This is a genomic window from Providencia rettgeri (assembly GCF_041075285.1).
In the GTDB taxonomy this organism is placed as follows: Bacteria; Pseudomonadota; Gammaproteobacteria; order Enterobacterales; family Enterobacteriaceae; genus Providencia; species Providencia rettgeri_G.
In genome coordinates this window covers 4,067,419-4,079,735 of the sequence record NZ_CP163512.1, presented here as the reverse complement: position 1 = coordinate 4,079,735, position 12,317 = coordinate 4,067,419, and the positions used below count along the sequence as shown (strand labels likewise).

12 protein-coding genes are annotated in these 12,317 nt (G+C 34.8%); 3 read left to right on the top strand and 9 right to left on the bottom strand.

Going from position 1 to position 12,317, the window contains the following annotated elements; genetic code table 11:
• Positions 1-4: 4 nt before the first annotated feature.
• Together AB6N04_RS18675 and AB6N04_RS18670 are read left to right on the top strand one after the other, a co-directional pair.
• The gene (locus tag AB6N04_RS18675; RefSeq protein ID WP_369309716.1) at positions 5-967 is read left to right on the top strand and encodes a transcriptional regulator; all 963 of its coding nucleotides are present in this window, start codon (positions 5-7) and stop codon (positions 965-967) included.
• A complete protein-coding gene (locus AB6N04_RS18670) occupies positions 968-1,444 on the top strand; it encodes a FidL-like protein (protein ID WP_369309715.1) in 477 nt (158 codons plus the stop codon).
• Positions 1,445-1,591: 147 nt separating this feature from the next.
• On the opposite strand, the gene AB6N04_RS18665 is transcribed toward AB6N04_RS18670, so the two are convergent.
• From AB6N04_RS18665 to AB6N04_RS18625, 9 genes are all read right to left on the bottom strand, one after another.
• Entirely contained in the window at positions 1,592-2,596 is a 1,005-nt protein-coding gene (locus tag AB6N04_RS18665; protein ID WP_369312182.1) for an isoaspartyl peptidase/L-asparaginase family protein, read from the bottom strand.
• A gap of 109 nt (positions 2,597-2,705) precedes the next feature.
• The gene (locus AB6N04_RS18660; protein ID WP_369309714.1) at positions 2,706-3,449 is read right to left on the bottom strand and encodes a molecular chaperone; all 744 of its coding nucleotides are present in this window, start codon (positions 3,447-3,449) and stop codon (positions 2,706-2,708) included.
• Between the two features lie 73 nt (positions 3,450-3,522).
• Positions 3,523-4,707 carry a hypothetical protein gene (locus tag AB6N04_RS18655; RefSeq protein ID WP_369309713.1) on the bottom strand — a complete coding sequence of 395 codons (1,185 nt, stop codon included), beginning with the start codon at positions 4,705-4,707 and terminating at the stop codon, positions 3,523-3,525.
• A gap of 48 nt (positions 4,708-4,755) precedes the next feature.
• Positions 4,756-7,311, bottom strand: coding sequence for a fimbria/pilus outer membrane usher protein (locus AB6N04_RS18650; protein WP_369309712.1), 2,556 nt, complete (start codon positions 7,309-7,311; stop codon positions 4,756-4,758).
• A 111-nt stretch (positions 7,312-7,422) separates the two neighbouring features.
• Positions 7,423-8,115, bottom strand: a complete 693-nt coding sequence (locus tag AB6N04_RS18645) for a molecular chaperone (protein ID WP_369309711.1) — start codon at positions 8,113-8,115, stop codon at positions 7,423-7,425.
• A gap of 10 nt (positions 8,116-8,125) precedes the next feature.
• Positions 8,126-8,677, bottom strand: a complete 552-nt coding sequence (locus tag AB6N04_RS18640; RefSeq protein WP_369309710.1) for a fimbrial protein — start codon at positions 8,675-8,677, stop codon at positions 8,126-8,128.
• Positions 8,678-8,692: 15 nt separating this feature from the next.
• Complete coding sequence (locus AB6N04_RS18635; protein ID WP_369309709.1) at positions 8,693-9,274, bottom strand: hypothetical protein; 582 nt, start codon at positions 9,272-9,274, stop codon at positions 8,693-8,695.
• Positions 9,249-9,992, bottom strand: coding sequence for a molecular chaperone (locus AB6N04_RS18630; RefSeq protein WP_369309708.1), 744 nt, complete (start codon positions 9,990-9,992; stop codon positions 9,249-9,251). The genes AB6N04_RS18635 and AB6N04_RS18630 overlap by 26 nt, the downstream gene beginning before the upstream one ends.
• Before the next feature lie 79 nt (positions 9,993-10,071).
• Complete coding sequence (locus AB6N04_RS18625; RefSeq protein WP_369309707.1) at positions 10,072-10,623, bottom strand: fimbrial protein; 552 nt, start codon at positions 10,621-10,623, stop codon at positions 10,072-10,074.
• Positions 10,624-11,742: 1,119 nt separating this feature from the next.
• Here AB6N04_RS18625 and zur point away from each other — a divergent pair.
• Positions 11,743-12,258, top strand: a complete 516-nt coding sequence (gene zur, locus AB6N04_RS18620) for a zinc uptake transcriptional repressor Zur (RefSeq protein ID WP_369309706.1) — start codon at positions 11,743-11,745, stop codon at positions 12,256-12,258.
• The last annotated feature ends 59 nt before the right edge of the window (positions 12,259-12,317 follow it).

Here is a 12,317-nt window from a genome sequence, read left to right as displayed (position 1 = left end):
ATTTATGATTGAAGAACATGACTATACTATTGATGACAAGTTTATTTTCGAACAAAAAACAAGTCTCATTTACTTAAAAGATGACAAAAATCAATCTATTGAATTATCCAAACCAGCTTCGAGATTATTCAATGAGATCTTGTTATTAAATATCAAAAAAGGTATTGCCACACGAGATGAGCTTCTAACCAATGTATGGGAAGAATACGGGTTAGTGGGTTCAAATAACAATTTAAATACTTATATTAGTGAAATACGAAAAAAACTTGAAATTATCGGCATCGATCCGAAATCTATCGTTACAGTACCTAAAAAAGGTTTTAGAATTAACAGCCAAATCACTAAATTTAAGATAGAAAATAATTATCATGCCGACTTTCCAATTGAAGCCACTGAACCATACGAAAATGGCAGTGTAATTGAGAACTCAGCAACTTCTCATTTAAGCGTAGATAAACATGATTATGCAATTAAATCGCATAATGTCACAACCAATCCCTTAGTCAGTAGTGGTGCTGCCATTGATAATATACCAGAGGAGAGTGCGCTAAAAACTGCAACAATCCCCATAAGCAGCCCCATGGCTATTAACGATAAAAAACAGAAAAATATAAAAATTTTATTCCTTTTTATTATTACTTTAGTCATTTGTTTTTCTATTTATTTCTTTTTTAACACAAAAACGCCGAGTATTAATCAGGAAACAGCTTACCTGACTGTAGGTACCCGTGGAAACTGTGTTATACAAACACCAGCAGATATGATAGGAAAAACAACAAGTGGCAATATTGCTTTTGTAAATAAAAAATTAGAAAAATATAATATTTCCTGCGAAGAACCAAAGCGTGTTATTCTTTTATCCGATTTGAATAAAACATATTCATTCGATAAAAACATTGCAATCAGCATCTGTAAAGGTGAAAAAGATAAATATAATTGCGTTTCAATTAACGATCAGAGAATTTAAATGAAAAAGTATATTCTTGTATCGATTGCTATCATTGCGACAGCCTCAATATCATCTATCTTAATAAATAAAAAAGAAAATGATATTAAAATTTGTCATTCTGAAGTTGTGTGGATTAAAGATAACAGCACACCAGAAGGGCTGGTTTTAGAATCAAAGCTTAATGTGATGTTATCAGATGAAAACTCAGGGAGAATAAATATTTATGGAAACATTAAAGATAGGGATAAGGCTTATCGAGTTGATAGGGCAATTTACTTTAGCTATCAGCCCATTGACCGAAAAAACAATTATTTATTAAGCTTTAAATCATCTTCTGTGACTATATCGGATAATACACCAAATGAACTATTTTCTAATTTTATTCAATTAGAAAAAGATAAAATAAAATATTATGTCAATGTTACAAAAATGAATGACAATATTTATATTTTAAAAGATGAAGCGTTTTCTTCTTTTACTTGCCATTTAGATTAGCCGCATAAAAAAAAGCCTACCAACTGCTATGTTTAAGTAGGCAAAACCGTCAACATGGGAAACAGTAAAAACAAAAATATATGAAATGAAAAGCTAGAAAATCGGTTAACTATATGAATTCTTGATAAGCGCTATTTATAACGAATGTTATAGGCCATAAATAGCCACTTGCGGCACGCCATCTTGCCCTATCGTCCCTCTAAACATACCTTTAGTGTTAAACTGCATAATAAAATTACCTTTATTATCGACTGCAATCATCCCCCCTGCGCCCCCCATTTCCTGCACAGAATTCAGTGTATTTTTTGCCGCCTCTGCAAGAGGTGTTTGTCGATATTTAATTTGTGCCGCCACATCGTAAGCCGCCACGGTACGAATAAAAGCTTCACCTAAGCCTGTGGTTGAAATCGCAATCGTATTATTATCTGCATAAGTTCCTGCGCCAATAATCGGAGAGTCGCCTATACGGCCATAATGCTTATTGGTTGTCCCTCCCGTTGAAGTCGCAGCCGCTAAATTACCGCGAATATCGACTGCAACAGCCCCCACCGTGCCATACTTATAGTCATACATTAGAGGGTCTTGATACAAAGCCGCATTAACGCCTTTTTCTTGCTCAACCTTTTGGCTAATCTCCTTAACCTTTTTTAACTGTTCAGTCCGTGATTCAATAATAAAATAAGAGGGTTCGACAATATCTAACCCTTCAGCTTGTGCAAATTCTTCAGCACCAATCCCCCCCATCATCACGTAGGGGCTTTTAGTCATCACCTTATAGGCCGCCATTATAGGGTTTCTAATATGAGAAACCCCTGCGACTGCACCCGCCTTATGGTCACGGCCATCCATGATCGAGGCATCTAATTCGACTTTATTATCAACCGTTAATGATGCACCTTTACCCGCGTTATATAAGGGTGAATCCTCCATCACCATTACTGCCGCTTGGACAGCATCAATACTATCGCCCCCTTGCGATAAAATTGTGTATCCCGCTTGTAATGCTTCCGTGAGTTTTTTTTCGTGTTCTTTTTTTAATTCTTCCGATATATTCTGTTCCGTAATATCTCCGGCACCACCGTGAATAACTAGGCGAAAATAGTTATTTTCAGCGAATACGAAAGGAGTAACAAACAGTAGAAAAAGAAAGATAACAATATTTTTTTGAGAAAATATCTTAACTACTAAGCAGCTATTATTTAATTTATCGTTATTCACTATAGATATGCTCAATAACACATTGCTTCTTATAGAAGATTATTTAATTTAGCTTGCTTATTCGTTTTTCCAAAGAAAAAGCAAACTCATCTAATAAATTCCATTCCACTTCATTAACTACCCCTATATTTTCAGGAAGCATTATTGTTTGCTCAGAGAAAGGTATCAATGGTTTAAATAATTCATTACTATCTATCGCTATATTTCCAACAGAAACTTTATCAAGCATCAAATACAAAGGTGAGTCATTTTTAACAATCAACTTATTGCCATCATGTCTGAAAGATATTTTATCTTGAACATTCTCAATTTTCAGAGACTTGAGTGTTTTGGGACGATAATAAATTTTAAATGTCAGCGCTCGTAAAACAGCCATATCTGACGTATTTTTCACCGCTTTATTTGATGCTGGTATTAAAACAAATTTTGCTAAAAAAACGGATTCCCGATCTTTCGCTAATAATGTGCTATTACCTGAAAAAATAATTCGCCAATCATAATATTGCCCAGGTTCAAACCTATTCAATGGCGGTGTGACGATAAAAGGTATTGCATCTTCTTTAGTCAGTTGTTTAACACCGCTAGATTCATCTAACCATGTCATCATTGTTTGTACTAAATAGGCAGAATTCTCTGTATTTCTCATGCCAATAGAAATACTTTTATCCCCCTCAATATAGGTATGCCTTTGCAAGGAAAATAAAATATCATTTTTAACCTCCGCCTGAGCGTAAAGCTCCAACGCTGGAAATATAACCAATAAAAAATAAACAATAAGTCTGCACATGCAAAACAACCTATTTTCTAATAGCTCAATATTGACAGTTGTTTCATCCCGTCAACGCTTAAAGGGAATTCTATTATATTTTAGTATAGACAGTAATAACTGCTTTACCACGATAATTACCTGCTGGTACATTATCACTCGAACAGATTGCCCATTTAATGGCTAAACGATGTACTTCACCAACTTTCGAAATTAAAGGTAGCTTAACCTCTGTATTATCAAATTTAAGTAAATCATTACTTTTGCTATCCTTACAAGTTAATGCTGGCGACGCATTGCTATTTAAAGCAAAACGTCCAATTACCCAGGGTACTTCTGCTCTTTTATCCGCATTTGCATCTAAGTTTTCCAATTTAAGTATTGAATGATTAGATGGGTCAAGCGTCCCTTCCGATACCATAGCAGATAAATAGACTTGTTCATTATCCTGCTCTGCACCGCTACAAGTAAAGTTTAGTGATGACTCTTTAATAATCTCATTGCTTCGATTCATCACCACATTGATATTCGCATTAACCACATTACTCATTTGACAAAAGCGGATAACCTTCAAATCAGAAGTAACTCTAACTCTTATATACGCATCTGCTGCACTATCTGCACCATTCGAGATTAAATATAACGGTGCGCCAGAATACCTATATACACCGGACTCTGCCGAATTAAGAATATAAACAGGATAGTTATTATTATTACCAACATAAATAGACTTGTAGCCGCCATTTGTAATGTCTTCTCCTACTGGGGCAAAGCAAGCATGATATCCCCAACTGGTTAACTTTTTATGAGATTCAAAAAATGTTCCCGTGTATTTTTTAATAAGCCCACCACCATTAACATCGGCCGTAAATCGTAAACGAGGGATCACATAAGCTTTTAGGTTGGTATTTTTTGAATTTGTGAGTTCTAACCCTATTTCTGATGTATTGGGGATTCGTTTAAACACCGTAAAAGATGAACTACACGAATCTTCCCGACCAGAAAAACCAATTAACGCGGCTGAGTTCGACCATGTCTCCCATCCACCACCATAGTCACTATACACAGGTCTATGAGTAAAACCCGTTGTTCCTGTAAGATATCCTTTCACATTATGAGGAACACTAGGATCGGGATTTTTAGCAAGGTCTATCACACCAACTAAATTTAGATACATCTCGCCATAATAATCATCATCCTCAGCATAAGTGATTGATGGCGCAATCAGTAATAAAGCGAGTCCTAAATAGTATGCGACGTTTAATTTTTTCTTATTCATGAAAAACCTCATTCTGACAATATCCATCGAATGTAATTAAATAATCATCTATTTACATAATGTAGATAGAGAACGTATTGGTTGTTCTGTCGAAACGGGTAACGCCTCTATATTAGAAAAATCAACACGACATTTTTGTTTATCGCCATTGCCCCAACTGACATTCAATACGCCATCATTTGGTAATCCACTCATAAATAATTGGTTATTATCACCCACAATTCCTGTATTCACATCTTTAGAATCTTTATCAATTAAAGTTGCTACTGAACCAAATGGTATAGCACTACCATCAGAATGCTTCAGGCTCATAATAACTTGATAACCAACCTTAGTTTCGAATTTAACTTTAACGATAGCTCCATCCGATGGATAGACGGTTTTTGTTGTTTCATTTAGCATCACATCATCTGGAAGTGTATTCACATCCAAATTAATATGATTCGCGCTATAGGCAGAAATGTAAGGGTAAATTGCATATCCTTGGCGATTAATGACTGAGTCATCATTACTCACCGAAGTACCTTCAGCCCCCTTGGCTTCAACAATTGCCATAGTACTCCCCATTGATTTACCTAATAGCACACCACCAGAATGGAGTACAAGCCCACCAGATAAGCTACCATTGATATTTTGCGTATGCTTACCATAGTTGTAACCTGCACTTATATCTCCCTTAGAACCGGAATACGATGCATTTAAGGCACCACTCGCTCCAACCCCTTTATTTTCATACCCTTGAGATACGCCATATGCAAGTTTATCGTCCAGTAAGGTACCATTGACCGAAAGCATATTTGTTGTTCTATGTTTATTATCTTGAGTAAACATATAACTACTACTCATATTACGAGCTAATGCATGATTCGAAAAAATACTGAACGGAACACTGATATTAAGTGATATTTGCCGATTTTCAGGCCAAGATGAACGACCTTTAATTCGATCAATACTATAACGCAATGAATAATTGATTTTATTAAAATTACCGTTATACCCCATTGACAGCTGGCGGACTTCCCTATCAATTTCCCAATAATCAGAAATACTCCCAGACAGGAAAATGCTGCCATAATTGCCAAGTGACTGTGATATTGCGGTTGTAAAACTAGCTCGTTGTCGCTGGTTCAACCATGGTGCGACATCATCCTTTAATCTACGATCATAGTTATTGAAATCTGCAAAGCTAAAGTAAGAACGGCTTGAGTACCTTAATGCGGTTAAATCGATTGAGGTACCTGTTGTCATCATACTTTTCGAATAACGTACACGATATGATTGACCCGTTGTATCACCAAGCTCGCCACCCATATCAGCAGACGAATGCGTAATATCTGCAGATAACGCACCTAAAGATCCCAAAGAAACCCCAACGCCAACAGCGGCAGAAAAGTAATCTTTCGCCATTAACAGCCCACCATATAGCGTACTGTTTGTTGGTAAACCATAAGCAACCGACCCTAAAAAGAAGTCAGATTCCTTAGAGCTCACAGTGTAGCCACCGTCATAGCGACCGACACTCGTTTCGTATTCATATCCACCAGGGCGGAGCATGACAGGAAGAGCTGAGAATGCAACTGTAAATGTTTTTTCGGTACCATCCTCCTCTGTCACGGTAACATCTAGGTCACCAGCATTCCCCGTTGAATACACATCTTTCAAAGTAAATGCACCTGGTGAAACGTAAGTTTGGTATACAACATAACCGTTCTGGCGAATAGTAACTCTCGCATTAGACTGAGCAATACCGCTTATTTCAGGCGCAAACCCACGCTGACTACTTGGCAACATACTCTCATCTGAAGCTAATTTCATTCCTTTAAAAGGAAATGAGTCGAATACATCACTGCCCGTGGTAATTTCGCCAACCATGATAGTTGAACGTATTGAGTTAAGCGCTCTCATCACATAAGTATTATTAAAATCAGTGGAAGATGTTGTATCACCATCACTATTACTACGGTTATAAGACACATTAGAACGTAAACGCCACGGTCCTAAATTTAAACCTGAAGCAACCGTTGCAAAAAAACTATCCGACTTAAAGGTTCCCCCAGCATCTGAGTCATCACGTGTTTTATTACCGCTGATAAAATAATTAAAAAATAGTGCGGGGATACCATCATCCAACAATTTAGGATCGATATAGCCTTGCACTTTATCCAACATAGCAACTTGTGGGATTGTAACTTTTAGCCATAATTGTGACATATCTAAAGTCACTGTTGAGTCTTGTATATATTTATCTAAATCAAATATCTGAGTGTTTGGATCAAGCTGATTTAATGTTGGTATTGCTTTAACATTGACGCCCCATTCTTCCAATAGAGCCGGGGTAAACACAGGCACAACTAAGCCATCCTTGTTTGCCAAAAAGCTCAGTGTCTTATCCCCAAAGTTATTTCTATTGACTTCAACTTGGATACGATATTCCCCTTCGAGGACACTATTTGAAGAGCCAAACTGCGATAGGTCCAATTGACTTGGGTCAATACCTAACTGACTTTCTAGCATACTAGGGTCGAAATAGTCATCACCATAAGAATATAGAGATAAACATATCACTGAAGATAATAAGCTGATTTTAAATAATTTATTGTCCATTCTATAGCCTTTATTTATCTTTATATTAATATCTAATTAATAATGAAATAGATTAATAAAAAGGAATATATCGTTATATCCAGCTATGACCTTATCTTTCTAAGTTTTGATTTAGTATTTTGATGTTGAATTTATAACATACTTATTCGTCATAGAACCAAAATCATTCAAGAAATACCAACTTACTTTAGAGGGGTCACTAATTTTAGTATTGATTAAAAACTCGCTGAAAGGTTCGAGAAGTATAGATTCTTTTTTTAAATCACCATCGATACTTAAACCAACCACAGTCATATAGTATGGTGTCGGGTTATCAAAAAACCATTCAGCTTGTTTTTTTATTAAATTAACTTTTTTATATTGTTCATTTGTTGGGGCATCAATACCGACAGGACGATAAATAAGTTTAATAACAAATGCCGTCACAAAAACTAAGCTTGTTTTATTCTCATCATCATTTTTATTTACTGAAGGAATAGCCCTTGTTTTTAAGTAAAAAATAGATTCTCTATCTTTAGGGAGGTCACCCAATTTATTCGACATTATTCTCATCGAGAACTCTGCTCTCGGTTCCACTTTAAATAAAGGTGGTGTCACAATAAAATTGTCAACGCTCTTATTAGCTAAATCTTTAATAACAGAAGCTTGTACCAAAATTGCCTTATCTGTATCATTACGTATTTGTGCCACTTGGCTAGTATCATCTTGATTAAAAATGATACGACTTTGATTTAATGATAGACCTTCAGCATTCGCTAGTGATGTCCCTATAATGAAAATAATAATAAGCAATTTTGATAACATATTATTTCTCTTAATCTGATACAAATGTCAATGTTAATGTTGCTTTAAAGTCACCAGTATTAGCATTACTTGCACAACTTGTTTCTCCCGTTTTACACATTACATAAGCATAATAAGTTTTCGACATATTTGATTTATCTATATTCGTCCAAATTTTATTATTAACATTTGTATAGAAGTCTGTATCCCCTTGAGTTGCATTACTTTTAGGAGAAATTCGTATAGCAAACTCTTTACCTGCATCGTCCAAGAAACCATTATATTCCTCAATATAGTTTCCAGTTAAAGAAATATACGAACCACTAAATGTATTATTTTTACAGTTAGACAGTTTCACATCGAATGCAAGCTTCACATTTCCTTGAGGAACTTCATTTTTGAATTTACTCATAGGAATGTTACCAAAATCTACTTTATTCAAAGAAGTCCCATCAACTGTAATATCGCATGTATTTTTCGGGACAGTAACTTCAAATTTAAATTCTTTTGAGGCCTGAGCTGAATTTAAAAAGCCAAATAAAGAAACAATAAGACAACTATTCAGAAAATGTATAATTTTCATTACTAGACCCTTCAATTATGGTTGAAGAAAAGTAACATCAACCGCCACCACAAGATCTCCAGCTTTCAATGTTTCTCCCGCAAGTTTAACAACACTCACCTCAAAGTTTTCTTCAAAATCACTATTTGATGGAATACTAAGAGAAACTAAACCGCCATTATTAAAATCAACCACCTTGCAGTTATTTTTATTAAAATCACATGACTTTAAAATAAATGCAGCTTTGGTTAAGTTGCTCGTTGGATAAATTTTATTTTCTGGGTCAATTGATACTCCAGCAGAGCCAGCTAATTTCATTACGTATGAAGCTGAACCTGATGAGAAATTAAAGTCAGAACAACTGTATTTCAATGAAAATGGTTTAACATATGTTCTATCATTTATATCTTCTTTAATATTTGCTGTCATTAATGCATTATCAAATTTAACCTCCATATCAGAAGTTAAAAATGAACAGGTCCCCTGAATAACCTTACCTGTCACTTCGAAATCGACGGATTGAGAAGGGCTTGTTCCTCCGAAAAATAACACTATCGAAAACATAATTGCATTAAAATAACTAAAACATAATTTAGTTAACCTGATTGGTATAGGCATCCTCTCCCCCCAAATCGTTAATGACAACCCATTTAGCAATACCTTTACGACCATTAATTGGGACAATATAATTAAATGAATCAAATGGTGAAATCATGGTATTACGTTTTTTCATGCTTAACTCTACATTCACGCCATTTACTTCTAACTTATTAAGAGAAATATAATAAGGAGAATTATTGATAACTGATATGCCTGTCGAACTGCTTTTTATTTGCAACTGTTGGTGCGCTTCTTTTGGTGACATAGAGAGATTAGAAGGACGATAGAATAATTTTATTACATTATTATAACCAATATTCAACGCTGAACTATTTAAAGGCCCATTAGTTGCAGGTATCATAGTTGCACTAAAATAAAAAACTGATTCCTTATCTTTCGGTAGACTACTTGATTGAGCATATATTTTAACTTCTTGTGTTTTTTTGCTGTCTACTTTGACTAAAGGTGGAGTCACCATAAAAGGTGCATCAGATTTATTACCATCAACACTTTTCGATACGATAAATTTTGCTAAGTAATTAATATCAGTATTATTTTTTGCACCAATAGAAGTGCTATCCTGCCCCTCCATATATATAATTCGAGTGGCATTCAACCCAACCCCTCCCGCTGAATATGCCATATTTGATATAGCTAAAAACAATAAAACCCAAATAAATCCAAATGGTTTTCCAGCATTCATAAATAAATTTTTTTTAGTTTTTATTGTTTTCATTATATTATCCATCAATAAATGATTAACGAAATATTAAGAGGCTTTATACAAAGCCTCTTCAAATCAAAAACTAACTGAATTAGTTATAAGATACTGTAAATGTTACTGGAACACTCAATACATCTGGTGCCACACCATCTGCTTGAGTTAACAGCAATGAAGCAGTCATTGGGATAGTCGCTCCGCCATCTTTAGCAACAGCTTTTGCTAATGTAACTTTAGAGTCTTCATTTGGTAAAATACTTACAGTATCAGATTTTAACTGCACTGCTAATGACTTAGAGTCTTGGTTAGCAAAAAGCTCTGGGAAACCATTTGCTGCATTACCTTGTGCATAAACATTGATGCTTTGATCTGCACCATCATGTGAACAATTGCTCAAAACTAGGTCAAATTTCTTAGGCTCGCCTAAAGTATCTTTAACTGCTTTACCTGCTGCTTGGTCTACAGTGAACACGCCCCAATCAATTACTGAACCTTTGGTTGTAGTATTAACTTCACAAGACGCTGTGCGCAGTTGTGCTTTAAATGTTAATTCCACACCTTTTTTACCATCTGCTGCTAAAGCAGAACCAGCTACCATTGAAGATGCTAATACTGCGATTGTTACTAATTTTTTATTGAATAACATATGTAAATACCTCTGTATTTATGTCGTCATGTAAGTAGTGAAAGACACAATTTTTATTAAAAGCCAAATTCACAACATCCATTTACTGAATTAAATCACTTTTATGAATTTGGTGAACTAACAGCTAGCTTTATTCAAGCCAACATTAAGAGCATTAAAAATCCTTTTAATCCCCTTTTTTAAAACCAAGTCAGTTAAACTGACTTTAAAAAAGAGCTATTTCTATATCGCCAAATTGGAGAGACCAGCATCGATATAGAAATAGTAAAAATGGACAAAAATGTTAAAACATTAGAGAGCTCGATTACTCTTATTACTTCCTGTACTGGAATGGGGGGCTTATCTATAAGTCACTCATTATTTAGTTGTTTACTTCTCACTTTGCCATTTCTATTCACTTAACCATTTCTATTTCAAACAAGTGAAAATCCATCATTAAGTTTTCAAACGCTCCGTTGCTTTCTGAGAACAATTCTAAGGCAACAGTATTTATTGTCAAAATTACACCTAAAAAGCAAAATGAAAAGAGATTAAATCTATAATATTTAATTAATATAGATTTAATCTCTTTTTTATAGATTTTATGATAAGTTTAAAGCTGTTACTTAGATTAATTTATATAAATCGAAACACGCTTACTTATACTTATTTCAAGTTGTAAGTAGTTATGTAAATCAGTACCAATATATTTTATACCAAAAAATAAGGAATAATCAGCTAAACAAACCATATAAAAGCCGTTTTTATCAAAAATCTAAATGGGATTAGGTTAAGTGCAGATTTTTATCTCATACTGCAAAATAAGCATCAGATAAGTCTTAATTGAAATTTACGTTAAATAACACCTAAAAACCATATATTTAGTATGGTTTACGTTAAAAAAAAATGATGCTTATTGTTTCAATTAGCAGCGCATTATTTATCTGCTACATTCGTTTCACCCTAGGTTATTTTAAGATAATCGTTTGCTTATAATTATTTTTAAATAGCAAATTATATAAACAATATACTTACTTAGTTATTTTCTACAGCCTTGAACTCCATTGCGCTTTCGATACAAAAGTTATGATAAACTTATGAGCAATAAATTGTTGCGTGTTGCGAAGTTAGGGTGAGTAAATGAAAAAAATGAGTGAAGATAAGATACTGGTGATGGCAGAACGTATCTGCCAATCAAGAGGTGTTAGGCTGACTCCCCAACGGGAAACTGTATTACGCTTAATTGCCAAGCAACACGGGGCAATCAGTGCTTATGACTTATTAGACTTGCTGCGCGAAGTTGAGCCGCAAGCAAAGCCCCCTACCGTATACCGTGGGCTTGAGTTTTTAATGGAGCAAGGCTTTATTCATAAAATAGAGTCAACCAATAGCTACGTCGTATGCCACCATTTTGATAACCCTAGCCATATTTCTGTCATGCTTATCTGTGATCACTGCGGCAGTGTGACAGAAAGTGATTGCGCAACAATAGAAGCCGCTATTATCAGCCTTGCGGAAACCAACCAGTTCCGATTGCGCCATACTGTGGTTGAAAACCATGGTCTATGTAAAAGCTGTGATGAAATTGATAGCTGCCAAGATCACGCACATTGCAGTCATGATCATGCACAACCCATCGTTGCAAAGAAAAAGTAGCAATTGGACGTAGTAAAATTCACCACGTTGCTTATATATAAGAAACGAATGTTCAAAGA

Excerpts from the sequence above, each read along its gene's own strand:
- AB6N04_RS18675 (WP_369309716.1), top strand. The coding sequence starts at position 5 with ATGATTGAAGAACATGACTATACTATTGATGACAAGTTTATTTTCGAA.
- AB6N04_RS18670 (WP_369309715.1), top strand. The coding sequence starts at position 968 with ATGAAAAAGTATATTCTTGTATCGATTGCTATCATTGCGACAGCCTCA.
- AB6N04_RS18660 (WP_369309714.1), bottom strand. The coding sequence starts at position 3,449 with ATGTGCAGACTTATTGTTTATTTTTTATTGGTTATATTTCCAGCGTTG.
- AB6N04_RS18655 (WP_369309713.1), bottom strand. The coding sequence starts at position 4,707 with ATGAATAAGAAAAAATTAAACGTCGCATACTATTTAGGACTCGCTTTA.
- AB6N04_RS18650 (WP_369309712.1), bottom strand. The coding sequence starts at position 7,311 with ATGGACAATAAATTATTTAAAATCAGCTTATTATCTTCAGTGATATGT.
- AB6N04_RS18645 (WP_369309711.1), bottom strand. The coding sequence starts at position 8,115 with ATGTTATCAAAATTGCTTATTATTATTTTCATTATAGGGACATCACTA.
- AB6N04_RS18640 (WP_369309710.1), bottom strand. The coding sequence starts at position 8,677 with ATGAAAATTATACATTTTCTGAATAGTTGTCTTATTGTTTCTTTATTT.
- AB6N04_RS18635 (WP_369309709.1), bottom strand. The coding sequence starts at position 9,274 with ATGCCTATACCAATCAGGTTAACTAAATTATGTTTTAGTTATTTTAAT.
- AB6N04_RS18630 (WP_369309708.1), bottom strand. The coding sequence starts at position 9,992 with ATGAAAACAATAAAAACTAAAAAAAATTTATTTATGAATGCTGGAAAA.
- AB6N04_RS18625 (WP_369309707.1), bottom strand. The coding sequence starts at position 10,623 with ATGTTATTCAATAAAAAATTAGTAACAATCGCAGTATTAGCATCTTCA.
- zur (WP_369309706.1), top strand. The coding sequence starts at position 11,743 with ATGAAAAAAATGAGTGAAGATAAGATACTGGTGATGGCAGAACGTATC.